This is a genomic window from Kribbella jiaozuonensis (genome assembly GCF_005233875.1).
Taxonomy (GTDB): Bacteria; Actinomycetota; Actinomycetes; order Propionibacteriales; family Kribbellaceae; genus Kribbella; species Kribbella jiaozuonensis.
In genome coordinates this window covers 192779-217661 of sequence record NZ_SZPZ01000004.1, presented here as the reverse complement: position 1 = coordinate 217661, position 24883 = coordinate 192779, and the positions used below count along the sequence as shown (strand labels likewise).

General features: G+C 66.6%; 23 protein-coding genes and 1 pseudogene. 16 read left to right on the top strand and 8 right to left on the bottom strand.

The genetic code is table 11. The annotated features are described in order from the left end of the window. Window positions 1-25 precede the first annotated feature (25 nt). Window positions 26-610 carry a glycoside hydrolase family 15 protein gene (locus FDA38_RS42710; protein WP_202877847.1) on the top strand — a complete coding sequence of 195 codons (585 nt, stop codon included), beginning with the start codon at window positions 26-28 and terminating at the stop codon, window positions 608-610. Here the strand turns inward: FDA38_RS42710 and FDA38_RS27115 are convergent. Further along, the gene (locus tag FDA38_RS27115; protein ID WP_137256965.1) at window positions 589-999 is read right to left on the bottom strand and encodes a hypothetical protein; all 411 of its coding nucleotides are present in this window, start codon (window positions 997-999) and stop codon (window positions 589-591) included. The two genes, FDA38_RS42710 and FDA38_RS27115, sit on opposite strands and share 22 nt — an antisense overlap. A gap of 135 nt (window positions 1000-1134) precedes the next feature. On the opposite strand from FDA38_RS27115, the gene FDA38_RS27110 reads away from it, so the two are divergent. Next, the gene (locus FDA38_RS27110; protein ID WP_137256964.1) at window positions 1135-2397 is read left to right on the top strand and encodes an MFS transporter; all 1263 of its coding nucleotides are present in this window, start codon (window positions 1135-1137) and stop codon (window positions 2395-2397) included. Window positions 2398-2479: 82 nt separating this feature from the next. Here the strand turns inward: FDA38_RS27110 and FDA38_RS27105 are convergent, their stop codons facing one another. The 3 genes from FDA38_RS27105 to FDA38_RS27095 are packed head-to-tail and all read right to left on the bottom strand — an operon-like array spanning window position 2480 to window position 4845. Then, the gene (locus FDA38_RS27105) at window positions 2480-3289 is read right to left on the bottom strand and encodes a MerR family transcriptional regulator (protein ID WP_137256963.1); all 810 of its coding nucleotides are present in this window, start codon (window positions 3287-3289) and stop codon (window positions 2480-2482) included. 15 nt (window positions 3290-3304) lie between these two features. Further along, window positions 3305-4063, bottom strand: coding sequence for an ABC transporter permease (locus tag FDA38_RS27100; RefSeq protein ID WP_137256962.1), 759 nt, complete (start codon window positions 4061-4063; stop codon window positions 3305-3307). Then, entirely contained in the window at window positions 4060-4845 is a 786-nt protein-coding gene (locus tag FDA38_RS27095; protein ID WP_137256961.1) for an ABC transporter ATP-binding protein, read from the bottom strand. Before FDA38_RS27095 ends, FDA38_RS27100 begins: the two co-directional genes overlap by 4 nt. A gap of 170 nt (window positions 4846-5015) precedes the next feature. Between FDA38_RS27095 and FDA38_RS43705 the strand changes: the two genes are divergently transcribed. The 3 genes and pseudogenes from FDA38_RS43705 to FDA38_RS43465 all read left to right on the top strand — a co-directional run. Further along, window positions 5016-5162: a three-helix bundle dimerization domain-containing protein gene (locus FDA38_RS43705; RefSeq protein WP_407657409.1), complete on the top strand. Its 147-nt coding sequence runs from the start codon at window positions 5016-5018 to the stop codon at window positions 5160-5162. A gap of 28 nt (window positions 5163-5190) precedes the next feature. After that, the gene (locus FDA38_RS27090) at window positions 5191-5496 is read left to right on the top strand and encodes a hypothetical protein (protein ID WP_137256960.1); all 306 of its coding nucleotides are present in this window, start codon (window positions 5191-5193) and stop codon (window positions 5494-5496) included. Window positions 5497-5632: 136 nt separating this feature from the next. Further along, window positions 5633-5812, top strand: a pseudogene (locus FDA38_RS43465) (alpha/beta fold hydrolase); the annotation flags it as partial. A 62-nt stretch (window positions 5813-5874) separates the two neighbouring features. On the opposite strand, the gene FDA38_RS27080 reads toward FDA38_RS43465, so the two are convergent. Next, on the bottom strand, window positions 5875-6873 hold the full coding sequence (locus tag FDA38_RS27080; RefSeq protein ID WP_202877846.1) for a sigma-70 family RNA polymerase sigma factor: 999 nt from the start codon (window positions 6871-6873) through the stop codon (window positions 5875-5877). Window positions 6874-7006: 133 nt separating this feature from the next. On the opposite strand from FDA38_RS27080, the gene FDA38_RS27075 reads away from it, so the two are divergent. From FDA38_RS27075 to FDA38_RS27045, 7 genes are all read left to right on the top strand, one after another. Then, window positions 7007-7588 (top strand): dihydrofolate reductase family protein, encoded by a 582-nt coding sequence (locus tag FDA38_RS27075; protein ID WP_137256958.1) that lies wholly within the window; start codon window positions 7007-7009, stop codon window positions 7586-7588. Between the two features lie 138 nt (window positions 7589-7726). Further along, entirely contained in the window at window positions 7727-8083 is a 357-nt protein-coding gene (locus FDA38_RS27070; protein ID WP_137256957.1) for a CU044_2847 family protein, read from the top strand. Further along, a complete protein-coding gene (locus FDA38_RS27065) occupies window positions 8067-12668 on the top strand; it encodes a serine protease (protein ID WP_137256956.1) in 4602 nt (1533 codons plus the stop codon). The genes FDA38_RS27070 and FDA38_RS27065 overlap by 17 nt, the downstream gene beginning before the upstream one ends. A gap of 1125 nt (window positions 12669-13793) precedes the next feature. After that, entirely contained in the window at window positions 13794-14129 is a 336-nt protein-coding gene (locus FDA38_RS27060; RefSeq protein ID WP_137256955.1) for a hypothetical protein, read from the top strand. Next, window positions 14126-14554, top strand: a complete 429-nt coding sequence (locus FDA38_RS27055) for a barstar family protein (RefSeq protein ID WP_137256954.1) — start codon at window positions 14126-14128, stop codon at window positions 14552-14554. Before FDA38_RS27060 ends, FDA38_RS27055 begins: the two co-directional genes overlap by 4 nt. A gap of 148 nt (window positions 14555-14702) precedes the next feature. After that, window positions 14703-15257, top strand: a complete 555-nt coding sequence (locus FDA38_RS27050) for a hemerythrin domain-containing protein (RefSeq protein ID WP_137256953.1) — start codon at window positions 14703-14705, stop codon at window positions 15255-15257. A gap of 221 nt (window positions 15258-15478) precedes the next feature. Then, entirely contained in the window at window positions 15479-15913 is a 435-nt protein-coding gene (locus tag FDA38_RS27045; protein WP_137256952.1) for a thioredoxin family protein, read from the top strand. A gap of 135 nt (window positions 15914-16048) precedes the next feature. Here FDA38_RS27045 and FDA38_RS27040 read toward each other — a convergent pair whose 3' ends face one another. The 3 genes from FDA38_RS27040 to FDA38_RS27030 all read right to left on the bottom strand — a co-directional run bounded on the left by FDA38_RS27040 (window position 16049) and on the right by FDA38_RS27030 (window position 18067). Further along, on the bottom strand, window positions 16049-16498 hold the full coding sequence (locus FDA38_RS27040; RefSeq protein ID WP_137256951.1) for a DUF1931 family protein: 450 nt from the start codon (window positions 16496-16498) through the stop codon (window positions 16049-16051). A gap of 210 nt (window positions 16499-16708) precedes the next feature. Next, window positions 16709-17626 carry a PrsW family intramembrane metalloprotease gene (locus FDA38_RS27035; protein ID WP_137256950.1) on the bottom strand — a complete coding sequence of 306 codons (918 nt, stop codon included), beginning with the start codon at window positions 17624-17626 and terminating at the stop codon, window positions 16709-16711. A 6-nt stretch (window positions 17627-17632) separates the two neighbouring features. Further along, the gene (locus tag FDA38_RS27030; RefSeq protein ID WP_137256949.1) at window positions 17633-18067 is read right to left on the bottom strand and encodes a hypothetical protein; all 435 of its coding nucleotides are present in this window, start codon (window positions 18065-18067) and stop codon (window positions 17633-17635) included. Window positions 18068-18504: 437 nt separating this feature from the next. On the opposite strand from FDA38_RS27030, the gene FDA38_RS27025 reads away from it, so the two are divergent. From FDA38_RS27025 to FDA38_RS27010, 4 genes are all read left to right on the top strand, one after another. Next, a complete protein-coding gene (locus FDA38_RS27025; RefSeq protein WP_137256948.1) occupies window positions 18505-19170 on the top strand; it encodes a response regulator in 666 nt (221 codons plus the stop codon). Beyond that, window positions 19167-20549: an ATPase domain-containing protein gene (locus tag FDA38_RS27020; RefSeq protein WP_137256947.1), complete on the top strand. Its 1383-nt coding sequence runs from the start codon at window positions 19167-19169 to the stop codon at window positions 20547-20549. Before FDA38_RS27025 ends, FDA38_RS27020 begins: the two co-directional genes overlap by 4 nt. A 135-nt stretch (window positions 20550-20684) precedes the next feature. Further along, window positions 20685-22043 carry a helix-turn-helix transcriptional regulator gene (locus FDA38_RS27015; RefSeq protein WP_137256946.1) on the top strand — a complete coding sequence of 453 codons (1359 nt, stop codon included), beginning with the start codon at window positions 20685-20687 and terminating at the stop codon, window positions 22041-22043. A 47-nt stretch (window positions 22044-22090) separates the two neighbouring features. Further along, complete coding sequence (locus tag FDA38_RS27010; protein ID WP_170989882.1) at window positions 22091-24862, top strand: AAA family ATPase; 2772 nt, start codon at window positions 22091-22093, stop codon at window positions 24860-24862. Window positions 24863-24883: the final 21 nt, after the last annotated feature.

Below are 24883 nucleotides of genomic sequence, written 5' to 3'. Positions count from 1 at the left end.
ACCACACGCCTCGAACTCGGCTCTGGTGAGGCGTATCGGACACCGTGACAACAGATTGATCCCGGCCGAGGACCCGCAGCGGTTCGCGGGCCTCGCGATGCAGATGACCGCGACGATGAACGAGGCCTACCCCTGCGCGATTCTGTGGGGCTTCGGGGAGGCGACGATCCCGGCCGATGCCCGGCCGGCGGCATTCGATGCCATTCGGCACATCATGAGTCTCGGTCTGTCCAGTTGCGATCGGCGGCTTGGATGGTCAGTGCGACGTATCCATGACGACACGCCGCTCGATGTCGTCGACGGGATGAGCGGCGCGGAGGGTACGTTCACGATCTGCTCGTTCTGGCTGGTGTCCGCGCTGGTCGAGATCGGCGACCTGGGCGAGGCTACGGCGCTGTGCGAGAAGCTGCTGTCGTATGCGAGCCCGCTCGGTCTGTACGCCGAGGAGATCGATCCGCTCACTGGACGCCAGCTCGGGAACTTCCCGCATGGGTTCACCCATCTGGCCATGATCAACGCCATCACCCACATCATCCGAGCCGAGGAGGCAGCCGGTACGTTCATCCCTCCCCGGCAGCGGTTCTGGGGTCATGCTGCCTGGTTCACGTAGTCGGGCAGCGACCAGCGGGGATCGTCATCGGTCAAGTGGTTGACCAGGGCGTTGACCGCGATCTGGTGGAGCTTGGGCTCGAGAATCCCGGCCTTGGTCGCCGCGTCGAGGACCTCGAGGTACGTCGCAACGGACTCGATCGTGAGACCGGCGCCGAACTCCGCGAAGGTCTCGTTGGCGATCTCGGCCGCGATGGCGTCGAGGTCGTGCGGCTCAACAGCAATACTGGATGGCGCGACGATTTCTAGGGGCTCGGGATCATCCAGCGATCGGGTGCGGGGACCAGTCGGTCGCCCATCGGACTTCCGTTGAGCATGGGGGTTCGAGGGGCGTGAGCGGGGCCGTGTAGCCGCCGCGACCAGTGTCGGCCGGTCCGGGCGCTGGCCCACTCGCAGAGGCGGGGGCCGGTTGACGTGGGTGGTCAGGGGGTCTGTGAAAATGTGGGTGCCCGGCGTGTCCGCCTCTTCGAGGGATTTCCGCAGCGCGTGGCACACCGTGCACCTTGACCAGGAGACAGCGCATCGATGCGATCACCGCAAGTCGAGGTGGCTACGGAGTCTGCCTGGCGTTACTTGATCGGGCATGTCGTGCTGCGATGGCTTTTCGTGGCCATGTTGATGTCGGGCTTTGCCCTGTCGTTGAGCTGGCCGCAGATGGGCCTCTTCCTGACTCAGGAGCTGCATCTGTCGGTGCGGGCCGCCGGGCTGTACTACGTGACGAACCTGGCTGCCCCGGTCGCCGGATTCCTCGTCGGTGCGCTCTCGGATCGATTCGACAAGCCGATCCCGCTCGCCGTGGGAGGTTCGCTGCTTGCTGCCGCGGGCTGGACCGTGATTGCGGTGTGGGAGCAGCCGTGGGTGCCGTACGTGGTGAACGTCGCGGTCCTCAGTCTGGCCGGGACCTCTGGTGGACTGCTGTTCACCGTGGCCCGTGGCTATCTGGAGCGGCATCCGACACCGTCGCGGTACGGTGTTCTCGCGCTGTTGCGGATCAGCCAGGCGGTCGGCTGGATCACCGGGCCGGCGCTCGGTGCGTGGCTCGCCACAATGGCCGGGCTGCGGGAGACGCTGCTGGCCACGGCCGCGTTGTCGGCCGTCGGGGTGGTTCCTGTGGTCCTGGCCGGTCGGCACCTGCCCTCGCAGCGTATGAAGCCGCGTTCGGATGCGACTGCTGTGGCAGCTCGAGAAGCCGAGCCGGCCGTGCCGCGAGGCCGGTTCGCGTTGTTGGCGATGTTCACGGCGGTCGGTGTGCTGGTGATGTCGGGTGAGTCGATCAAACTGTCGTTCCTCTCGATCTACATGGCCGAGACCCTGCGCGTGAGCGCGTTCGCCCGTGGTGCGGTCATCTCGTTGCAGCCGCTGCTGGAGGTCGTCTTCATGGCTACGTTGGCGCGGCTGGCCGGGCGGTTCGGCGCGCTGAGGGTGTTCGCGCTCGGCATCGTGGCAGCGTTCGGGGCCTACCTGTCCTACGCCGTCGCGCAGAACCTCGTCGCGATCGCGATCGGCCAGGTGTTCATGTCGGTCGCCGTCGCGGCGACGGGCGCGTTGGGCGTTGCGATCGCTCAAGACCTCGTGCCCGAACGGCTCGCCACCGCGACGAACACGTTCAGCAGTTCGGTGATGGTCTCCGGAGCGCTCGGCGGTCTCTACACAGGCATTGCGGGTGACAGCCTGGGTATCCCGCGTCTATTCGTGCTGCCGGCCGCGGCCGCTGTAGTAGCCGCGGTGCTGTACGGCGCGATGGTGTTCGCCCGGCGCGGGCCTTGGGGCCGTGGTCTGCGGCACTGACTTGGAGGGCTACATCGTCGGGGTGGCTATACGGGCCGGGCTCCAAGTCAGTTGAAAATCTGACCTACACGTTTCGGTGCCATCAGTCAGGCTCGCTCCCGTGGTGAGGGTCCGGGCTGGGGATAGGGACTCTCGGCGGCACGCGCTCGATGCGGGTCCAGCCCTTCCAGCCCCGTTCCTCCATGATCGCGAGTAGCCGCGCTGCTTCGGGCGCGGACTCGAGCATGACCGCATCCAAGAGTTCGATGAGTTGATCGTCGAACGGTTCGTCGCCCAGCTGACCGGCCTCGGCGGCGCGGAGGTACGGGCGTTCGAGGATGTCGGCGATCTCGACGAGCAAGGCATCGTCACCCTGGTTGTCGACGGCTTCGCTCACCAGGCTGTAGAGCTTCTGCGCATCGGGATCCTCAAGCTGCTGGTGCTTGGCGGCGATCACGGCATCGATCACATCGGGCACTTGCGCGGCGATCATGATCCACGCGTCGCGCTCCATCTCGAGGTAGCGCTCGCTGACGCCGTGACCGCGCAGCCGGTCCAGGTAATCCACGACGCTCTGCGGGAGTGCCAGCTGCTCGCCGACCGCCAGCCTGGCGAGCCGGCGGCGGCTGGCCTGCAATCGCCGGATCTCCGCACGCAGCTCCCTGTCGATCTCGTGTACGCCGTCCGCGAACTCCTGAGGCGCGGCATCGAGGAGTTCCTGTACCCGGGCCAGCGGCACGCCGGCGTCGGCCAGGGTGTGGATCCGGATCAGCCGTACGACGGCACCCGAGTCGTACGACCGGTACCCGGACCGGTCGCGCGCAGGCTCCGGCAGCAGCCCGATCTGGTGATAGTGCCGCACGGCCCGCACCGTCACACCGGCGTACGTCGCCAGCTGGCTGATGGTGAGCATGGGCCCAAGCCTGCCTCAGGCGGACTTCCGGCGATAGGCGACCATCGCCAGCAGGTACGCCGCGACAAGTACGCCGACGCACCAGGCCAGCGCAGTCCAGATGTCGTTGCCGACCGGTTGCTGAGCGAACAGTGCACGGATCGTGTTGACGATCGATGTGACCGGCTGGTGCTCGGCGAACCACCGCACCGGGCCGGGCATGGTCTGCGTGGGCACGAACGCCGAGCTCACGAACGGCAGAAAGATGAGCGGGTAGGCGAACGCGCCCGCGCTCTCGACCGATCCCGCGGTGAGCCCGGGGATCACGGCGAGCCAGGTCAACGCCAGCGTCGACAGGAGCAGGATGCCGGTTACCGCGAGCCAAGCCTGTACGCCGGCGCTCGAGCGGAAGCCCATGAGCAGAGCGACGCCGACGACGATCACCAGCGCGATCAGGTTGGCGACCATGGAGGTGACGACGTGGGCCCACAGTAGGCCGGACCGGGCGATCGGCATGGACTGGAAGCGCTCGAGGATCCCGCTCTTCAGGTCCATGAAGAGGCGGAACGCGGTGTAGGAGATGCCGGAAGCGATCGTGATGAGCAGGATGCCGGGCAGCATGAAGTTGATGTACTTCGTCCCGGTGGAGATCGCCCCGCCGAACACGTAGACGAACATCAGCATCAGCGCGACCGGGGTGAGCACAGTCGTGATGATGGTGTCGAGGCTGCGGGTGATGTGCCGCAGGGTCCGCACCGTCAGGGCGGTGGTGTCGGTGAAGAAGTACGTGCTCATCGACGGTCTCCGATGATGGCCAGGAAGATCTCCTCGAGCGTCGGCTGCTTCTCGACGTACTCGACCTGCGCGGGTGGGAAGAGCTGTTTGAGCTCGGCGAGCGTGCCGTTGGCGATGATCCGGCCCTGGTGCAGGACCGCGATCTGGTCGGCCAGTTGCTCGGCCTCGTCGAGGTACTGCGTGGTGAGCAGGACCGTCGTACCGGAGCCGGCGAGCTCCTTGACTGTCTGCCACACCTCGATGCGAGCCTCCGGGTCGAGCCCGGCGGTCGGCTCGTCCAGGAAGATCACCGGCGAATCCCCGATCAGGCTCATCGCGATGTCCAAGCGGCGGCGCATGCCACCGGAGTACGTCGACACCCTGCGCGTGGCCGCCTCGGTCAGCGAGAAACGATCCAGCAGGCCGTCCGCGATCACGACCGGGTCGTCGAGGTGCCGCAGCTTGGCCACAAGCACGAGGTTCTCCCGGCCGCTGAGGATCTCGTCGACAGCGGCGAACTGTCCGGTCAGGCTGATTGAACCGCGCACCTGCGCGGCCTGCGTGGCGATGTCGAAGTCGTTGACCATCGCGGACCCCGCGTCGGCCTTCAGGAGTGTGGCGAGGATCTTGATAGTGGTGGTCTTGCCCGCGCCGTTGGACCCGAGCAACGCGAAGATGCTGCCACGCGACACTTCGAAGTCCACGCCACGCAGAACCTCCAGCTTCCCGTACGACTTCTCCAGGCACCGCACCCGGATCGCCGGACCGACGCTCTGCCGGCTCTTCTCGATCAACGTCGTCATCACCTGTCTCCTTTGTGGAGCCGTTCCCGTCAGCTGGGAGAAGCGGCCTGCCACACAGGATGCAGGGCTGACGCCGCGTCAAGGTCAAGTCGCGCGGCAGGCCCGCCTGAAGCTGTAACCCGACGCCGCCCAGGGATTCCTGTTCCAGCAGCACTCGGAATTCGCTCACGATGTCGATGCTTTCCTCACCGAATGACGCGGACAAGGTGTCTCAGGTCGTGAGTGAGGCTCGGCCCGAGTTCGAGGACGTGCCGATCCGGGATTTTGCGCCGTCGCTCGTCGAGCGGGACGCCAAGCAGCGGTTGCGGGAGCCCTGAGTGACGCCGACGGAGAGGGAGGCGGCTGGTGTCGATGAGCGCGGAAGGGCCGCTGCAGGAGGCAGGTGCGGCGTTGCGGCAGGCGGTTGAGGTACTCCGTCACCGTCCTTCCCACGATGTGGCCGCCAAGATGCTGGTCGCGGAGTTTCATGAGCTGCGGAGCCTGATGTCGAGCGCGACTCTGCTGATGCGCTCGTTCGGGGTGTCCGACTTCGCCGAGGTGATGCACGCGCAGGCCGAGGGCGATCGTGCGAACCGGCTGGCCGAAGCTGAGGCCGGGCTGAAGGCGGCCTCGACCATCTGGGCGAGTGTGGATTCAGCGCACATCCCGTAGGCCGTACCCGGAAGGACGTCGGCCATGACCATCCCCAACACTCAGCACCGCGCCGTCGACGGAGTTCGGATCAGGTACGCCGACAGCGGCGGACCGCACCGGACGACGGTGCTGCTGACGAACCCGTTTCACCACGCCGGTCACGCTGATCAACGGCCGCCACGACCGCGTCGTACCGCTGTCCAACGCGGAGTTCCTCGATGCCCGCCTCCCCAACAGCCGCCTAGTGGCGGTCGACTCCGGCCACTTCATCTGGGAGGAAGCCCCGGACCAATACGCCGCGACAATCGTCGAGGCGATCACGTCGAAGGACTGAACAGCTCGATCTCGATGCCGTCGGGAGAGTTGCACAGGGACGCCGGAGACGTATTTGCCGTGCTATCGGCCCGGAAGGGAACGGGGGAGGCCGAAGGGTTGGAGGGTGTCGTTCTCGAATCGGGTCATGGCCGTGATGTGGTCGCGGTTGAGGGTGAGGACGTAGAGGCCAGTTCCGTGGCGGGTGCCGTTCGGGGCCCGGAGGTAGGCGCCGAAGGCCGGTTGGCCGTTGGCGCGGGTTGGGATCAGGTCGAATCTGCGACCGGCGCCGAAGAGGGTGGCGCAGAACTGGCGGACGACTTCGCGGCCTTGGTACTCGAAGGGGAGAGGCGGCATGGACATGAAGACGTCGTCGGTGAGGAGCGCGACGAGGGCGTCGATGTCGGCGGTCTCCCAGGCCTGGACGAAGCTCGTGACGAGGGCGTTCTCGGCGGGTGAGTCTGCGGCTGGAGGGGGTTCCTGGTCGGCTCGTCGGCTCTGTACGCCGGCGCGTGCTCGTTTGAGGGCGCTCTTGACCGATTCGACGGTGGTGTCGAGCATTTCGGCGACTTCGTTCGCGTGAAAGCCGAGGACGTCGCGCAGGATCAGTACGGCGATCTGGCGGGGTGGGAGGAGCTGCAGCGCGGTGACGAAGGCGAGTGAGATCGATTCGGTCTGTTCGTAGCGGGCCTCGGGTCCGAGCGGTACGTGCATCGCGTCTTCGAGGAGTACGTCGGGGAACGGCTCGAGCCAGACGACTTCGCCGAGCCGGGTGGGTTCGGGCGGCTCGACGCCGGGAATGTCCCAGGCCTTCGCAGGCCGGCGGCCGGCTGAGCGCAGCGTACTGAGGCATCTGTTCGTGGCAATTCGGTACAGCCAGGTGCGGATCGACGCGCGGCCGTCGTACCCTCCGAGGCCGCGCCAGGCGGACAGCATGGTGTCCTGAAGTGCGTCCTCGGCGTCGTGGAACGATCCGAGCATCCGGTAGCAGTGCACCTGCAATTCGCGGCGGTGCGGCTCGGACAGCGCCCGGAACGCCTCGGCGTCTCCGGCCCGCGCTCGGCTGATCAGGTCAGCTCCCATCAACTCCACCTTCCTATCACCTGTGTAGACGTCGGCCGAAGGCCGAAAGGGGCGGTGGAGGAGCGCCTCCTTTGTGTACGTCGTGGCGTCAGTCCCAGTGGTAGTCGACAACACTGACAGAAGGAGCACTGCCATGGGAAAGCTGATCGTCAGCGAGAACATCTCGATCGACGGAGTGATCGAGGATCCGACCGGCGAGGACGACGGCGGGCGTGGCAACTGGTTTGCGCGGATCGGAGACACGACCCGCGGTGTATGGGCCGAAGTCGAGCTGAACGAGGCGCTCGGAGCTGAGGCCCTGCTGATGGGGCGCCGCAGTTACGAGTGGTTTCTGGCGCGTGGCTGGGCGACGTCGCGTGCCGGTGCGTGGGCCGACAGGTTGCGGACCCTGCCGAAGTACGTCGTGTCGTCGTCAGCCCTCGAAGGTCCGGATTGGGGCAACGTGACCGTCCTGAAGGGCGACGTACCGGAGGAGGTCGCGAAGTTGAAGGAACAGATCGACGGCGACATCGTCCTGTACGGCAGCGGTCGACTCGTGCACACGCTGTGGGAGCACAACCTGGTGAACGAGCTGCGGCTGATGACCTACCCGGTCGTGGTCGGCACCGGCTCGCGACTCTTCACCGACACCAGCGACGCCACGGATCTACGCCTGATCAACACCCGACCCGTCGGCGAGGACCTCGCCCTCCACATCTATCGGCCCATCCTCTGACGCAGCCGCCCGGCCGTGCCCGCTCTGAGCGCGTCACGGCCGGGCCGTGAACCCCGACTGGACCAGCGTCGATCACATCTGTTCGTGGGCTGAGGCTGCCGGTACGGTCGACTGGAGGGGCTTGGAGGGGGGAGCGGTATGGCGCAATTGGCTCCGGTGGATCTTGGTGGGGGACTGGTCATATACGTCGAGACGACGGACAGCGCGGTGGTTGCGGGGGAATCGCGGATCGTTCCGGCGGGTGCGGAGGACGCGGCGGAGCGGGCCATCGAGATCGGCAACCGGCTTGCGGGGTCGGTGGCCATGCTGTCGAAGCGGATCATCGACAGTTTCCGGGCGCTCGAGCCCGAGGACCGGCCCGTCGGCGCAGAAGTGGAATTCGCCCTTGACGTCTCCCTGGAAGGCAATGTCTACATCGTGAAGGGAACCGGCAAGGGCTGCGTGACCATCCGTTCGCAGTGGCGGCTGGGCGAGAACGATGACGAGCCTCGCTGATGTAGTTGATGCGACTTGCCGGATAGTGAGTTCTGACGGTCGGACGGCTGGGAGTGGCTTCGCAGTTCTGCCCGAAGGCTGGGTCCTGACGTGTCATCACGTCATTCGGGGGCTGCCGGCCATTTACGTGACGCCGCAGGGGACCACGCAGCCAATGCCGGTCGTCTACGACGCCGCCCGGTCGAACCCGGAGGCCGATATCGCCGTGCTAAAGGTGCCTGGCCTCGACCAGGCACCAGTGCAACTAGGCGAACTTCGCGTCAACGTCGACGCCGCCGGTGTCGGTTTCCGGCCGAGTGAACTTGCGGCTCAACCGCGGGGCCGGGTGTTCGCAGGGCGCCTCACACTCGGCCAGGAGCTGCAGCTGCCCGTTCCACCGTTGCCCTCGGCGCTGGCGGCGCTACCTGAGGCGGAGCGCCCGCCCTGGATGCAGGATCAGACGCAGTACCACGGGGGAACCGTCGCGAACTTGGCTGTCTCCGGTGGGCTCGAACAGGGCGTCAGCGGAGGTCCCGTCTTCGATGTCGACGCCCGGCGAGTGGTCGGGCTGTTCCGCGCCATCGAGGGATCGGACCAGGCGTACGTATTGCCGCTTGATCTGCTCGGCGCCACCTGGCCTGACCTTCTCAAGACCAACCGTTCGCAGGTCACTGACACAGCCGTCGACGCTCTGCGCGACAACTACGGCATCGGGCTGGTGCGCGAAGGAGCGAGGCCGCAACGTCCGCAACCCTGGCGCGACTTCGAACCGCTGCTCGCGATGCACCGCCGGTTCGCCGGCCGCGCCGACGAGCTTGCGCGGCTCGACAGCGTCCTTGGCGATTCGCGCGGCACCTACGTGCTGGTCACAGGCAAATCTGGCTACGGCAAGACCGCCCTACTGGCCCATTGGGCCCTGCGCCTCCGCAATCAGGGCGAGACGGTGGTGGTTCATTTCATATCGTCGCGGATCGACGGTGCCCTCACCGCACGCGACGTACTGGGAAGCCTGTCCCGGCAACTGATGGCAGTGCATCGACTCGGCGGCGAGATGCCTGCGCTGGACGTCGACCTACGGCACTTGGTCGCGGATCTGCTCTGCTTTCAGCCGGCAGAAGCGACGAATGTCGTCGTGGTTGTCGACGCCCTCGATGAGGCAATCGGAACGTGGAAGCCGGAGGGCCTCTGGCCCGGCTCGTTGCCCGACCACGTGTACGTTGCCTTGTCCGCCAGGGAGATTGCCGACACAGACTGGGTCAGCCGGCTGTCGCTCGACCCTGGCACAACCGCGGTCATACCCCTCGATCGCCTGAGCCGGCAGGAGATCGCCGAGCTCGTCGAGAGCGCGGTGGGCGAGGACGACCAGCTGGTGGAGCGCGTCGCGACCCTGACCGGTGGCGACCCGTTCTTCGTCCACGACCTTGTCGAGGACATCGTGCACGAGGGTGTCTCGGCGCTCGATCGGCTGGCCGGCCAGTCGATCGACCACCTCCAGTACCTCCGCGAATGGTGGAACGAGGCGCGCGCGAACAATCCCGGAGCAGGTTTCGCGGATCTCATGGGGACGCTCGCCGTCGCCCGGGCGCCGCTGCGTCGAGCCGAGCTCGCGCGGATCTCACCCGACGACGCTCTCGTCGGTGCGGATCTGCCAATCCTTATCGACAGCGCGCGGCGGTACATCGAGGGGACCGACGCCGACGGCTATCGGCTGGCCCACAATCGGATCGAGGAATTCGTCCGTACGACGATGGCTGACGCGATCGGGACCTACCGGCACCGGCTCAGCGAGTTCTGCGTCCGCGAGCCCGACGCAGCGAGCAGTGATCACGAGCGGCAGTACGGCTTGGAGCACGCCCTCCATCACTTGCTCGACGAGGGACGGGTCGATGACGCCTACGCGCTCCTTTCTGCCCGGTGGATCGCGCGCCACTTCCGCGAGACCGGCTCCTACCGGATGCTGGTGGACCAGTTCGGCGACCTCGCCGCCGGCCTGACCTCGGCTGACGCCGCCGCTGACCGACGATCGCTGGCGTTCCCCCTGGTCGCGGCCAGGGAGACCGTGCGCGATCTCATCGCGGCGCTGCCGAGCGACTTGCTGGTGGCGTGGACGCACCTTGGCGGAGCTCGCCAGGTACTTGCGATCTGTGAAGCGCTTGGCGACTACCGTGGACAGACGGCCGAGCCGTTGATCGCCGCCGCCGGTGCTCTCCTGGACGTTCCTGACCCACTCTTCCGGCCGGATGCCGTGCTGTTGCTGAGTCGGGCGATCGCGATGCTGCCGAGGGTCCGAACGAGCGCCTGGATGCTGGAGCGGCTGGACGAACTCGTGGTGGTGCTGGGGAAGACGACCGCCGACGAGGCGGCTGCCTTGATCGATCAGCTTGCCTCGGTCGCCGACGCGATGCCGAACGCGACCCGCCATGTGCTCAGCCTGGCGTCCGCGGCCGCGGCTGCAGCAGCGGTCCAGGATGCGGCGCGCGCCGGGGAGTTGCTGTCGACGGTCAGGCGCGAGGCCGAGTCGCTGTATCCGGAGGGCGACGCCATACTCGCTCGGCTTGTCGTGCTTCCGGCGATCGGTCTGGTCGAACCGGACGCGTTCGAGCCCGCCGTTCGCGCTGGGCTCGCGTCGATCCAAGCGGAACCGTCGTCATCGGTCGAGGACGACCTCCTTGGCCGATGGCTACGCAGCTGGCATTCCGTGGACACCTGGGCACGGGACATCCTGCTCGATGCCGGACCGCAAGGACTCGCCTCGTTGGCTGCGGCTGGGGACGCTGGCGCAATCGCCGTGCTCGCCACGAGGATTGGGGAGGGGGAGCTGGAGGCCAAACGAGCCGTGATCGACGTCGCGCCCGAGCTGTACCGCGTCGGCATCCCGCTTGCCAAGCAAGCTGTGACAAGCGCCTTGGAACCTGCTGGCCTATGGCAGGTGGCGGTCGGATACGCGTCCATAGGTCAATGGGATGCCGCGCTTGCCGCCGCGTCAGATCAGCTCGACGGTGGCCTGGCACTGGAACTCGCGCAGCACGTTCGAGAGCGCAATACCGCGGCACTGCTCGTCGCCGCCGCGGGCAGGCTGAAGGACGAGGAGCAAGCTGAGCTGGCCGCCTCCATCGCACGACAGTTGGCGGCTGTTGACCCTGATGCTGCCAACGGCTATTTACGCACCGCTCTGCACGGGTATCTGGCCACTCTGCCCGAAGGTGACGCGGACCTTGTCGTCCGACTTGCCGCGATCGCCCACGCTGATCAAGGCGAAGACGGGGACGCCGAGTGGCTAGCGGACCGAGTTGTCTGGCCTTCCAACGAGCTGAACACCTACGCCGACATGATCGCGACCTCCTTGGACCGACCCGATGCCCCACTTGTTCGTTGGGCCGCAGCGGTGCGGGAGCGCCTTGACAGCTGGAGCGACGAGACGTTCCGAAGCGAGGCGGTCAGCGCCGCGGTGAGTTGCGCGAACCTGCTGTCGGAGAAGGCGCCAGACGCAGCTCGAGAGTTGTGCCGTGCTGCCGAGATCGCTCTTCCGGTGACAGCCGATGCCGCCGACTTGGCGTCCGTTGGCGTCACATGGTCGGCGTTGGACCAGACCGAGGGGGAGCGCGTTCTTGACCTGGCGGCCGAACGAGTCGCCGCGACGCCCAGGGCGGTCCCCGGGTACCTCAGGGCGCTCGAGCGGCTGCCGTCACCGCAGGCGGAGGAACGCGTAAGAGCCGTTGGCGCCCTTGTGACGGAGGACGCCGACGATCACAAGGCGACGTTCGTGGCCAGGGCGGCCTGGGCTGCCTCGCTTGCCAGATTCGACTCCACGGCAGCGGCGGAAGAGATCTGGCAACTGATCGCCGTACTGCCGGAGACGGCTGAGCGATCCGACGAATCGTCGGAGGGGATTCAGCAGTTCGTGCAGTTGCTCCGTGACTTGACGGGCGGCTCGTCGTCCGAGCTGCCGGACCTTGCGCAGTCAGCCGCGGAAGCGGTGGCGGCGCTCGCGAAGGCGGAGCATCCGCGGGCCCACGAGGATGCCCGCGCACTCATCGAGGTAGCCCACGCGCAGACGAGACCGGACGTACGCCGAGATGCCGCACTCGCGGTGTGGCGAGGCCTCGCCGGATCAGCTTCGGCGAGTGCCGATCTTGCTTCGTGGCCGCCCTCGGTGATGGATGAGCCAGAGCGTAAGAAGGTCGTCGATGTCCTTTCCGACGCCGGCCGCTGGGACGTAGCCGAAACGCTGGCGGCGGACCTCACAGACTCCGGGAGTGCGCTCGAGGAAATCGAGAGCGCACGATCTGCGGCCGCGAGTCCGACCACTGTGCTTGAGCGCACCTTGCTCGAAACCGCTGACAGCTCACTCAAGGGCCTCACGGGCTGGGCCATCCAGATGGCTCACAGCGACGAGTGCGAAGAGGCTCTTGCCCAGTTGCTTGCTGCCGTCACTGATCCCGACTTCCAGGAACCGCGCTTGAGGGTGCTCGGCGACTTCGCTCCCTGCGCCGTACCGCTCCTGCTTGCCACGAGAGGCACGGTCGCCCTCGACAAAATGGTCGACGCTTTCGCCGAGCTCGACGACCGCCTCCGGGAGGCAGCCGCACTCTCCGCCGCCAACTGATTCCGTGTGCGGGTAGTCGGCAGCAATTTGGTTGTTGCAGGCAACCTGTCCCAGAACCACAAGAGCGGCACCGGAGTGCCGCTTGGTTGGGGTGAAGCGAGTGTTTCAGTGTCCGAGGCCGGACACGCACCTTAACCACACGCCTCGATCTCGACGCGGATCCCGTCAGTAGAGCACCGTGATCGTTGATCTTGCAGGAGAGCGCGTGGCGGTGCGTGGTCGGGGATATCGCTGCATTTACTTAACTGCGGCGATGGGCACATGTTAGGTGCTTACAGGCCGACGCTGCGCGATGAGATCGCCCGGCACGTGCGAGACGAGCGCTCAGCGTTGACGCGCGGGATGCCTCGGGTCACCGATCTGCCAGTGTCTACGGCCAGTTCCGGCGCGGAATCCTGTCTGTGCATGGCCTGTACTCGGTGAAAGCCTGCTGAGTCTGCAGCCAAACGCTGCCGGTGTCGATGTCGCCGGCTCGGACGTTTACCTCGGGGGATGTGCCGTCGAAAGTTCCCCGCCATCAACGAACAACCGTCCGATAGCTCGGCAGATGACTGAAGATGACACCGGCAGTTGGGAGCTGACTGTGTTCGGTCGCGTCGGCCGTGGGAACCTGGACGCCACCGCCGATGGGTTCAATCCTGCCCGCCTGATCGGGCGCGCGTTCTTTGCGGAGCTCACGAGGGCGGATCTGGCGGAGACGGTGGAGGTGTGGCTGCGGCAGCCGTTGGTCAGTACGAATCCGGCGCCACGAAGCCACGCCCGACGTGGTGCGCGCGGTCGCGCGGGTTCTCGGTGTCGCGCCGGAGTTGTTCGCGCTCGGTCGTCCGGCTCGGCACCTCGGACGCACATTTCCGAAGCTTGCGCTCGACGCGCGCGAAGGATCGTACGAAGGTGGCGGCACATGCCGAGCAGCTCAGGGAGCTCACTAATGCTTTGGAGAAGCGAGTCGTCCACGCTTGAAACCGGGGCGACACAAACAGATTGGTTCGGGGGACTGGCTCTGATCCGGCGGCTGGTCGCGGACGGTGTTCCGCAGCGGAAGGTTGCGCGGGAACTGGGTGTCGGGCGGTCGACGGTGGCGCGTGCTGTGCCGTCGGACGGCCGCCGAAGTACGAGCAGGCGGCGGTGCCGACGTCGTTCATGCCGTCCGAACCGGCGGTGCGGCAGTTGCTTGCCAAGACAGCCGACATGCCGACGACGATGATCGCTGAGCGGGTTGGTTGGGCGGGATCGACCAGCTGGTTCCGGGACAACGTCCGCCGGGTGCGGCCCGCCGTGCACTTCCGGTTCATGGTCGGGCGGCCGGCCGAGTGCCAAGGGTTCGATCACGCAGCGCATGCCGGCGAACTCTGCTGGAGCTCGTCGCACCTGGCGGAGCTGCTCGGGCAACCTGACAAGCGGCCCCCGTCTCTACATGGTGCGCTGACAGTGCCAGGACATGCGCTCTGGACCGACGGATGACTGAGCTGCGTGCGTTGCTGAGCAAGGGGCTGCGGCCCGGCGTGTACCGCTGGCGTTCCGACCTGAGCATTGATCAGGTGCGCCGCGACGTGACGGCCGCCGGCTGGAACTTCGTCCTGCTCGACACGACCGGCGTACACGACAAGCCCGGCTTCCTCGACGTCTGTGCGACGGCCTTCCACCTGCCGCGCTGGTTCGGACGGAACTGGGATGCCCTGGCCGACTCCCTCAGCGACAGGTCGACCGGTGAGCGCGAGCTGGTCCTGTGGGAAGGCTGGCGGGAGCTGCTTGACCACGACCACGACGCGGTCGGCACGGCGCTGCAGATCTTCGCAGAGGACGCCAACGAATCGGGCCGGCTCCGCGTGTTCCTCCGCGAGGCGAAGGACGTACCGGACCTCGTGAGCGAAGTGCCGGTCGTCTAGGCCGTACGAAACCACCTGATCTGGTGATTCGCGCGCGACTGCTCGGCTCCTACAGTCGGGATTGATTTCCTCACCGCCGAGGTATGGCCGAGTACTCCATCCTGTGGCAGGCAAGGTCGGCGGACACCCGCAGCAGGGAGGAACGGGCATGATCAAAGACCTGATCGATCTCGTCAAGCAGGACCATCGGGAGGTTGCGCGGCTGTTCGACCAGCTTGACCGGTACCGGCACCGCCGGCCAATGCTGCGCCCAGTGTTGTCCACCCTGCTGGTCGCGCACGACCGCGCCGAGGAGGACGTGGTCTACCCGCGGGCACGCGACGCCGGTGGTGCGGCGGGGGTCGGCTGTAGACAGCGCGAACACCTCCGCACCGAAGACCTGCTGGTCAGGCTGGGACGCGCCGACCCCGACGACGCGGTCTTCGACAGCATCCTGACCGACCTCGCCGACAGGGCCGACCACCACTTCCGGCGCGAGGAGACCGAGGTCCTGCCCGCCCTGCGCGATCGGCTCGCCGAGGATCAGCTGGTTGAGCTCGCGGAGCCGTTCATCCGTAGCCGGGAGCACCACTTCGGCGAACGCCCGGGCGAGCGCCGGCCGACCGATCTGCGCCGGCAAGCCGCCAACATCGGCCTGGCCGACGTTGCAGACCTGGCGGACAACGACCTGGCAGACCTCCTGCGCAAACTCGCCGACGAGTGAGTCAGCCCAGGAGCACGTCTCCAGGGGCAACGGTGTGCGACTACGCATTCGGGGGATGCTTGCCCGCCGTACAGATGGAACCGTTCGCGAAGAGGCCACCTATCCGGCAAAGCCCTGACCGTCGAGGTCGCCAAGGATACGTGAGTGGGCTCCGCGGACGCAGCCACTCGCGACGGCGGAGGTGAGCAGGCGGTCATGAGCTAGGTCGGAACGGAGCTGAGATGACAGCCGCGGCGCAACGCGTCACATGTCCGAAGTGCCAGCGCTGCAACGATGTCCCGCCGGCGGGAAAGGGCGCACCGCGCTGCGCCGGCTGCCGGCTACCGCTGCCATGGGTTGTGGACGCAGGCGACGGCGACTTCGGTCAGCTTGCCGACACCGCCACCGTGCCGGTACTGGTGGACCTCTGGGTGCCCTGGTGCTCACCTTGGCGTTTCGTCAACTCGGTGCTCGAGAGGTTGGCGATCGAGAAGGCCGGTGAGCTGAAGCTGGTGAAAGTCAACGCCGGCGAGGCGCCCGCAGTGTCGCGACGGTTCGACACCCAGGCGAATTCCACCTTGATTCTGTTGAGCGGCGGGCAGGTGGTCGGGCGGCACGCCGGCGCCGCGCCGGCCGCCGTACTGAGGCATTGGCTGGAGGATGCACTGACCGGCTAGGTGGCTCGTGAACAGGCGGTGGACCCGCACCTGGCACTGATCCGTCCGGTTGCATCACGCACGCCGGAGGGTTGCGAGGGGCTGCGACTCCTTTGACAAGGAGCAGTTCCTGGAGCGCGTGCGGCACGAGTTCCGCTACAGCAAAAGGCCGAAGATGCGGAAGGCGTCTGCCCAATGCGCTGTCTGCGGATTCTTCACCTTAGGGTCGATGACCTTGATGGTGCGAGCAAGCGCGACGCTCAGCCCTCCCACGACTTCGGGCAACCGGGATTCGGCTTCATCGCTGAGAGTCACGTCGAGCGGTGGCCATTTCGCCAGCTGCGCCAAGATCGGCTGCATTTCGATGTCCTCGTCGATCTCGCGGAACAGGTGAATACTCTCCTGCAAACCCTTGGTGACAGGCAGGTCGCGCGGTTGGAGGATGTCTCGGCCGTTCGCCTTCGCCGTGCCTTGTCCGATCAGCAAGAGGTCGTGGAGTTTGTCGCTGACGAAGTCGCTGTAGCGCTTGAGGTCGTCCTTGTCGACGTCCAGACCCGCTGCGGCGCGGAAGAAGCGCTCGAACCTGTGCACAGCCATGACTGTCATGCCGTCTCCTCTTGGTGCGGGTGCTCGACCACCGGACAGTGCGTCGAAGGGACGCCAACCTTTGCCATGCTGCCGTGCCGAGACGTCCGCGTCACCACGCAAACGTGTAGAACAAGCGCCCGATGATCAGCCTTTGCGATCGTCTGAGGGAGCCGCTGTTCCGAGCGCACCGACCACCTCGGCGAGCAGGCTGCGCGTTTGTGGCAGTCGTCATGGCACGACCGCCGAATGCGCCTTCTCGGATGGTGTCTTTCGCCAGGTAGCCCACAGAGTGGCGACGCCCAGCAGCGACACCAGGGCGAGGAAACCGATGGACAGCACTGTGAACACGTGCACCTGCTCAGAGGTGGGCGTCGGTAGATAACCCATGGACAGGAGCCGGTACTGCCACGGCGTACCGGTGAGCACGTACGTGAGTGCGAGCGCGATGCTGTGCGTGTCGTCCCACAATGCGTGCAGCACCGAGACCCACAGATACATGAGCAGTACCACACGACTGAAGCAGAACCGACCGCCGCGCGCCTCCCGGAACAGCACTCCACCGAGGATGGCCGTCCACAGCCCGTGTCCGAACGGCGCGAGTACGCTCCGGATCAGCTCGGTCTCGACAAGAGCAGGCAACGACAGCCCTTTGACGGTCAGCAACGCGTTGAACGCGTACCCGGCCGACTCGAACGCTGCGAACCCGAAGCCGACCGCAGCCCCGAGCACGAAGCCGTCCCTGCCATGGCGCCGCGCCATGTGGCGGGTGACGAAGATGAGCCCGCCGAGCTTTGCAGCCTCCTCGATCAGGCCGACGCCGAGGAACAGCCACGCGGAGGGCTCCAGCAGGTAGGTCTCCAGCAAGGCTGCCGACAACACCCCCAGCAGTCCGCCGACCACGAAGGCTTTGACGATGAGCTCGGCCGTGAGGTGCTCGTCCCGCCACCTTTCGAACGACCAGGCGACGAATGTGACGGGGATGAGGAAACTGCCGAGCAGGATCAGCGTGGGTACCAGGTTGGCGTTGGCAGTCAGCAGCGTGACGACGAGGCAGGCGAGCCACAGTGTGAAGCCACCGCCGAAGATCTGAGCCCACTCACGACGGCTGCGTCGATGTGCCGATCTGCCGGCTGTGACGGCGGCCATGTCGGTTCACGTCTTCCCGCGCATCCGGTCGCGGACATCGTCCACGAGGAACGCGAGCCCGATGGCGAGGAGCCAGACGTCCTTGGCGATCGGGATGCCCTGATCGGTCGGGCGGAGACTGCCTTGCTGCCGCAGACCTGGGGTACGCAGGTACAGGCCGAGGAGGGTGCCGGAGAACGCGGTCAGGCCGGCGCCGACGATTGCGGGCGGTACCACCGGGACGAGTAGCGCCGTACCGAGTGCGATCTCTCCCGCCGACAGGGCTGCGACAAACCATCGCGGATCGAGCCGACGGAGGGCGGGGTACGCACCGGTGGCGAAGCCGTGGGTCTGATTGGCTGCCGCCTCGTCAGCGCGGAGCTTGACCAGGCCGGAATTGAGGATGAAGGCGCCCGCGGCGACGCGTAGCGGCACCTCCCAGGCCTTCAGTTGCAGATCCACGGTTTGCCTCCTGTCTCGGCGTGCCTCTGGTCAGGCCGGACTGCTGATGGCGGGCTGACGGTCCGCGCTGCCCTGGGTGACGCCGTTCTGCACGGCATTCTCCTGACCGGCGCCACTCTGGGTGATCTGGAGCCTGCGTGGCTTCGTCTGCTCGGCAACCGGAACGACGCGCTGTTCAAGTGCTCCGGCAGGAGAACCGACGACACGGTTCCGAGTCTCGCCAAAGAGACTGATGCCGTCATCCCGGAATCTTGTAGTCCACTGCTCCTGGGCGCCACGTGGACGGCAAACTCGCCTGCCGGGACGTGCGGTAGTCTGCGGTTGATGCAGTAGGTATCCGTGCCGAAGTACCTATGCTCCAGCGATCAGGAGCCCGACCGCCGGCTGTTCGCCGGTAGAACACGTGTCGTACCGTCCCAGCGGGATGCGTTCTTCCTATGCCTGATCGGCCTGTCTACAGTATCGGGGCCCTTGTTCGGATGCTCGGCATCCCGGCGGCGACGCTGCGGACGTGGGAGGACCGGTACGGCATCGTAGTGCCCGAGCGGAGCCCGGGCGGCCACCGTCTGTACTCGCGGTTGCAGGTCGAGCAGTTGCGCTTCGTCGGCGACCGATTAGCGGACGGAATGGCCGCCAGCGACGCATATCGCCTGCTGCAGAGCCGCCTGTCCAGCGGCGTACCGTTGGAGCCTGCCAGGATTCCGGGCGGAGACGGGCTGCTCATCATGCTGGCCGAACAGGATCCGTTCGCCGCCGACTTCTCCGACTACTTCTTGCGGATGGAGGGGTACGGCGTCACGCTTGTCTCCACAGCCGAGCGGGCCTTGGCCGAATCCGTACGGAGGACTCCGGATCTCGTACTGATCGATCTGCTGATCTCCGGCGCGCAGGGTCTGCGGCTTTGTGCCCAGATGAGACAGCAGTTCGATGTTCCGGTGCTGGCGATCTCGACACTCGATCTTCGGGACGACGCGCTGGAGGCGGGCGCGGCCGCTTTCCTGAAGAAACCGCTGGAGCCGCTGCGACTGGTGTCGGTCGTCCGGGATCTGCTGGGGCAGAGCGCCTACCTGCGGTCGGATTCCGTTGCGGAAGCCAGCCCATGAACGACCGAATGACCTCGGGATCGGATCTGCTCGATGTCGTCCTCGGCGGCGGACTGCCCCGCGACGCGATCATCCTGGTGATGGGCGCCCCCGGTGCCGGCAAGACGATATTCGCGCAGCAATGGGTCTTCGCCAACGCCACCCCTGAAGGGTCGGCGCTGTACCTGTCCACGGTCTCCGAGCCACTGGAGAAGATCCTCCGGTACGGTCAGACGCTGTCGTTCTTCGATCCGGGTGCAGTCGGGCACAGCGTGTGGTACGAGGATCTCGGGGGAGTACTCCGCGACCGCGGCCTGCCGGGAGTTCTCGAGCGCGTGCGCGAGCTCATCCGGGTCAGGCGGCCTGCGATGATCGTGATCGACAGTTTCAAGGCGATGCATCCTTACGCCGGCCGGAGTGGTGCCTTTCGCCCGTTCCTCCATGACCTCGCCGGCATGCTGAGCGCCTTTCCGGCGACGTCGCTGTGGGTGGGGGAGTATCAGGAGGACGAGATCCAGCGCTCTCCCGAATTCGCTGTGGCCGACGCGATCATCGCCCTGAAGAGCGTTCATTCCGCCGAACGCACATCCCGGTCTCTGCAGGTACACAAGCTCAGGGGCGGCGGCTTCCTGGCGGGGACGCATTCCTACCGCCTGTCGGAGGACGGCATCACGGTCTATCCCCGACTCGCGGACCCGGCGGATGCGAGGGACTACGAACTCCACGGTGAGCGTGTTCCGTCCGGCATCCGGGCGCTCGACGACATGCTCGACGAAGGCTACTGGTCGGGGGCGTCGACCCTGGTGGCCGGACCTACCGGTATCGGGAAGACCCTGATGGGATTGCATTTCATCTTCCACGCCGTCAACCAGGGCGACGGCGCGATCATCGCGACGATGCAAGAGGATCCGTCCCAGCTGGAGCGAACGGCGTCGCAGTTCGGCTGGTCCGTGAAGTCCGACAACCTGACACTCATGTACCGCAGCCCTGTCGACCTCAACGTGGACCAGTGGGTGTACGAGCTTCTCGACATGATCGAGACGACGGGTGCCAGCAGGGTTCTCCTGGACAGCCTCGCGGACCTGCAGGCTGCAGCACCCGATAAGACGCGCTTCAGGGAGTACCTCTACTCGTTGCTGCACAGGTCGTCGCGTCAGGGTACGAGCCTGATGATGACCTATGAGCTCCCTGAGCTCTTCGGGGTATCCAAACTCTCGGACGTGGCCGCGTCGCACATGGCCGACAACGTCGTTCTGCTGCAATACAAAGGGGCCACCGGAGAGATGTCGCGCACGCTCACGGTGCTCAAGACGCGGGCCACCGACCATCGGTCCGGAGTGAGGGACTTCCAGATCACCGCAGACGGGATCGTGCTTGTGCCCGCGCAGACCGCTGAGTGACTTTGGGGCTGGCCAGAGTGCTAGGCACGCGTAGTTGCCTTCGGCACTTCCTCGACAACCCTAGCGGGTCGTCAGCTATCGGAGAGACTCTCCAGGTACAACGACGCGCTCAATGAGTGATAGGGAAAGGCTCCCATGTACACGCAAAAGCCTCCGGATGGTCGGCTTCGCGGTCGGGTGGGAGAGCTCAAGTCGGTTGGCAGCCTTCTCGACTCGGTGGCGACCGGGTGCGGCGCAATCCTGCTGGTGGACGGTGCGCCGGGCATCGGCAAGACCCGGCTTCTCGACGCGGCCGAGGAGCGGGCAACTCACCATGGTTTCAGCCTCGCGAGCGCTCATGCTGATGAGTTGCCGCGGCCGTCGCCGCTGGCGCCGTTGTTTTCCGGACTGGACCTCGAGCCACCAGGCGATCGACCTGTCCGGGCATCCGCCACCCAGGGGCACATGCTCGCGTGTCTCGAAAAGTTGGCGGTTCACACCGGGAAGCTCGCCGCTCGGAGTCCGGTATTCATCACGTTGGACGATGTTCAGTGGGCCGACGCGACGACCATCATGGCGTTGCGAGAGTTACCCACCTGGCTTGCGGAGTACCCCGTCGCCTGGGTGCTGGTCCGTCGGACCGGGACGCAGCAACCCTGGACAGACTGGTTGTTCAGTGAATGGGCGCACCTGGGAGCATCCCGGATCGCACTCGGACCGCTGGCGGACGATGCCGTGGTCGACGTCATCGGGGACCTGTTGACCGCGCGGCCGGACAACGATCTACTCGCCATGGCTCGCGGTGCGGCGGGGAATCCGCTCCTTGTGAGAACCCTCCTGGACGGACTGCGCGACGAGGGCGGCGTCGCCATCGCCGGCGGCCGGGCACGACTGCTGTCCGAACAGCTACCAGCGCAGGTGCGAGGTGTTGTCCATGACTGGGTCATGCGTCTGAGCCCCCGGGCGCGCCAACTCCTCGACGTCGCGGCGTTCTTGGATCGGTTGTTCGGCGTTGACGACCTCGCTGACCTCCTCGGCTGGTCGAAGGAGCAAGTACGGCCGCCGATTCACGAGATCGTCGCAGCCGACCTGCTCACCACCGTCGAGAAAGATGTATTCGCCTTCCACCACGATCTGGTCCGGCAGTCGGTGGCTGATGGCGTTCCGGTGGCTGTGAGTGGCGCCCTGCGTGGTCAGGTAGCCAGGACACGTCGAGTGTGCACGGCCCTGGCTGCGCCCCGGGGACTCGGCCTGTGTAGCGGCGCTGCAGCCACCGAGGCATGGGACGCCCTGACCGGTGCGGAGCGGACCGTGGCAGAGCTGGTGGCCCAAGGGCTGACCAACCGTGAGGTAGCCGCGCGGATCTTCCTCTCGCCGCACACCGTGTCCTTCCACCTGCGCAAGGTGTACCGCAAGCTCGGCGTCCGAAGTCGCGTGGATCTGACGCGCGCGGCGGTCCACCGCGAACACGATCGACGATCGGGCGCTGACCGCACGGCCGACGCGCTGATGTAATGGGACGGCCGACGCGGTTCGACGTCCCGAGTACGGCGACTTCCAGCATGCCGCACAGACCCTTACACGGCCGGGAGACGGAGTTCCGCCGCCTGAGTGAATCCGTCGTCGCGGCTGCGGCCGGCCATGCGGGTGTCGTCATCGTTGAGGGTACGGCGGGCCTGGGCAAGAGCCGGCTGGTGCTGGAGGCGGCGACCTGGGCACGGCACGTCGGGATCGCCGTAGCCCCCGGCGTCGCCGACGAGGTGCATCGCGCATCGCCGCTGGCACCGTTGCTCGAGGCGATGCGTGGCAGCAGTCCACCGATCATCAGTGATGCGAGGTTCGATCCCGCGCACGTACTCGACTTCGGTGCCTTATGGCTCATCGACCAGCTCGAGAGTGCGCTCAGGAGGACGACCACCCGTCAGCCTGTCCTGATCACGCTGGACGACATGCAGTGGTCGGACTCCCTCACGGTGGTCGCCGTCAGGGCCCTGGCCGAACGTCTGGCGAACAGCCCGATCATGTGGCTACTCAGCCTGCGTCGCTGGCCGTCCGTGCCGACGTTGGACACGTTGATATCCGACCTGGTCGCGGCCGGGGCTGTCCAGCTCCAGTTGGCGCCCCTGCCGTCGGCGGCTGTAGCGGGGGTGGCCGGTGATCTGCTGGGTGCAGTGCCGGATACCACGCTGCTGGAACTGCTGGACAAGTGCGCCGGCAACCCATCCATGGTCGTGGATCTACTCTCGGCGCTCGCCGAAGACGACGAGCTCATCATCGACGCGGCGTCCGCCCGGCTTCTGCCCTCCCGGGAACAGCGGCTCCGCGGATGGCTCATGCAGGTGGGTCCGCTGACCCGGCAACTACTGAGCGTTGCATCGATTTTCGGCCGGACATTCGACGTACCGCCCGTCGCGCGTGTTATGCACTGCAAGGTTGCTGAGTTGTTGCTGTCGATCCAGGAGGCGCTCGGGGTAGGTCTGCTCGTGGAGGAAGGCGCGCAGTTGAGCTTCCAGCACGCCCTCATCCGCGAGGCGGTCTATTGTGCGCTCCCGCAGGGTGCACGAAAGCGCCTGCACCGGGAGGCTGCTGATGCATTACTCGCCACCGGCGGTTCGATGTCCGAGGCGGCAACCCATGTGATCACAGGAGCCGAGCCCGGAGATGCCCATGCTGTCGGATTGCTGGTCCGTGCCTCCGACGAGGTCTCGGCCGATGCTCCCGGCACAGCTGGGGACCTGCGGCTGCGGGCTGTCGACCTGATGCCGGCCGCCGATATCAACCGCCCACAACGTGTCGTGGAGGCCATCGGGCTGCTCCTCCGGGCAGGACGGAGCGCAGATGCCCAAACGCTCGCCGAGGTCGCCTTCCAGGGTGACCTGCCAGTCGAAGTCGAGGCGAGGCTTCGCTGCCAACTCGCCGATTCGCTCGGGATGGCCGGTTATTCGGCCTCAGCGTTGCACCACACCACGACCGCGCTCGGCCTCCCGGGCGTCGACGACCTGACGCGAGCCCTGCTGTTCGCCGCAGCCTCGAAGGCGCATCTGTTGGCCGGCGACGCCACCGCGGCGCTGCGGGCAGGCGAACAGGCGATCACGGTCGGCAGGACGCCGGTTCGCGTTGGCCGGGCTCTGCTGACGATGGGTGCGGCCGAGCGGGTGCGCGGCCGCTTGACGAGATCGCTCGAACTGGTCGATCAAGCTGTCGACGTGATGGGCTCCGATACGGCGGAGGCGCATTGTCCTGAAACCTGTTGGACGCGGGGGCGCACGCTGATGGCGCTCGATCGCTTCGAGGAGGCACAGGCTGCCTTCGATGCCGGGAACCGATCGGGGGGCGCGCCCGGCATGGACGTGTTCGGCTACACCTGCCGTGCGATGCTCCAGCTGCATCGGGGCCGGCTGGACGATGCCGTTGCCGAAGGCACTGCGGGCCTGATCCGAGCCGAGGAGCTGGACTCATGGACGCAGGTGCCCGAGTTGTGCGCCGTAATCGCGGAGGCTTACGCCTATCGCGGTGAGTTCGGGCCGGGGCGCCGCCAGTTGCGACGTGGGATCAGTGTGGTAGGTGAGCCAAGGAGTGTCGGGGCCCAGCGGTTGGCATGGGCGACGGCAGTGCTCGACGACACGGCCGGCGAGGACCCTTCGCGTGTGCTCGCAGATCTGGCCTCGGCATGTGATCAGCTGCCGGACGGCCTGCAAGTGCTCGCGTTCGATCCCATGGCAGGACCGTTCCTGGTAGGGCTGGCAATGCGAGCGAACGACGCGGAGCGGGCGGGTGTGGCCGCCGAGGCGACGGAGCGCCTCGGCCACATCAACACCGGCGTGATCTCCTTCGACGCGGCGGCTACTCAGGCCGGCGGCCTGCTCGACGATGACGTCGACCGTCTGGTAGAGGCTGCGCGGGCGTTCGAAGTGAGTCCTCGGCCTCTGGCCCGGGCGCGTGCCGCTGAGGATGCCGCACGCGCCCTGCAGCAGCGAAGTCGGTGGGCGGAGGCCGTCGAGGAGCTCGCAATGGCACTTGCCGAGTACGACGGCGTCGGCGCGGTCGCGCTAGCTCAGCGCGCCCGAGAGCGCCTGGCCGAGGCGGTCACAGCCGGACGAGTGCCGGTAGTCGGGCAGCCCGCCTTCGGCTGGGCGAGCATGACGGCGGCCGAGCTGCGAGTCGCGCGACTAGCTGCGACCGGACTCACCAACCGTGCCATCGCGGACGAGCTCAACGTGTCCCCCCACACGGTGGAGTCACACCTACGGCACGTGTTTCGCAAGCTCGACATCCGGTCCCGGGTCGAACTGACCCGCCTCGTCCTGACCCGCGAACCGTCGATCGATGGGTGATCGCGCTCTACGCAGTCGCGG

What these genes read in the sequence shown, in the direction of transcription:
- FDA38_RS27110 (WP_137256964.1), top strand. Translation starts at nt 1,135, where the DNA reads ATGCGATCACCGCAAGTCGAGGTGGCTACGGAGTCTGCCTGGCGTTAC.
- FDA38_RS27105 (WP_137256963.1), bottom strand. Translation starts at nt 3,289, where the DNA reads ATGCTCACCATCAGCCAGCTGGCGACGTACGCCGGTGTGACGGTGCGG.
- FDA38_RS27100 (WP_137256962.1), bottom strand. Translation starts at nt 4,063, where the DNA reads ATGAGCACGTACTTCTTCACCGACACCACCGCCCTGACGGTGCGGACC.
- FDA38_RS27095 (WP_137256961.1), bottom strand. Translation starts at nt 4,845, where the DNA reads ATGACGACGTTGATCGAGAAGAGCCGGCAGAGCGTCGGTCCGGCGATC.
- FDA38_RS43705 (WP_407657409.1), top strand. Translation starts at nt 5,016, where the DNA reads ATGTCGATGCTTTCCTCACCGAATGACGCGGACAAGGTGTCTCAGGTC.
- FDA38_RS27080 (WP_202877846.1), bottom strand. Translation starts at nt 6,873, where the DNA reads ATGGGAGCTGACCTGATCAGCCGAGCGCGGGCCGGAGACGCCGAGGCG.
- FDA38_RS27075 (WP_137256958.1), top strand. Translation starts at nt 7,007, where the DNA reads ATGGGAAAGCTGATCGTCAGCGAGAACATCTCGATCGACGGAGTGATC.
- FDA38_RS27070 (WP_137256957.1), top strand. Translation starts at nt 7,727, where the DNA reads ATGGCGCAATTGGCTCCGGTGGATCTTGGTGGGGGACTGGTCATATAC.
- FDA38_RS27065 (WP_137256956.1), top strand. Translation starts at nt 8,067, where the DNA reads ATGACGAGCCTCGCTGATGTAGTTGATGCGACTTGCCGGATAGTGAGT.
- FDA38_RS27055 (WP_137256954.1), top strand. Translation starts at nt 14,126, where the DNA reads ATGACTGAGCTGCGTGCGTTGCTGAGCAAGGGGCTGCGGCCCGGCGTG.
- FDA38_RS27050 (WP_137256953.1), top strand. Translation starts at nt 14,703, where the DNA reads ATGATCAAAGACCTGATCGATCTCGTCAAGCAGGACCATCGGGAGGTT.
- FDA38_RS27045 (WP_137256952.1), top strand. Translation starts at nt 15,479, where the DNA reads ATGACAGCCGCGGCGCAACGCGTCACATGTCCGAAGTGCCAGCGCTGC.
- FDA38_RS27040 (WP_137256951.1), bottom strand. Translation starts at nt 16,498, where the DNA reads ATGACAGTCATGGCTGTGCACAGGTTCGAGCGCTTCTTCCGCGCCGCA.
- FDA38_RS27035 (WP_137256950.1), bottom strand. Translation starts at nt 17,626, where the DNA reads ATGGCCGCCGTCACAGCCGGCAGATCGGCACATCGACGCAGCCGTCGT.
- FDA38_RS27025 (WP_137256948.1), top strand. Translation starts at nt 18,505, where the DNA reads ATGCCTGATCGGCCTGTCTACAGTATCGGGGCCCTTGTTCGGATGCTC.
- FDA38_RS27020 (WP_137256947.1), top strand. Translation starts at nt 19,167, where the DNA reads ATGAACGACCGAATGACCTCGGGATCGGATCTGCTCGATGTCGTCCTC.
- FDA38_RS27015 (WP_137256946.1), top strand. Translation starts at nt 20,685, where the DNA reads ATGTACACGCAAAAGCCTCCGGATGGTCGGCTTCGCGGTCGGGTGGGA.
- FDA38_RS27010 (WP_170989882.1), top strand. Translation starts at nt 22,091, where the DNA reads ATGCCGCACAGACCCTTACACGGCCGGGAGACGGAGTTCCGCCGCCTG.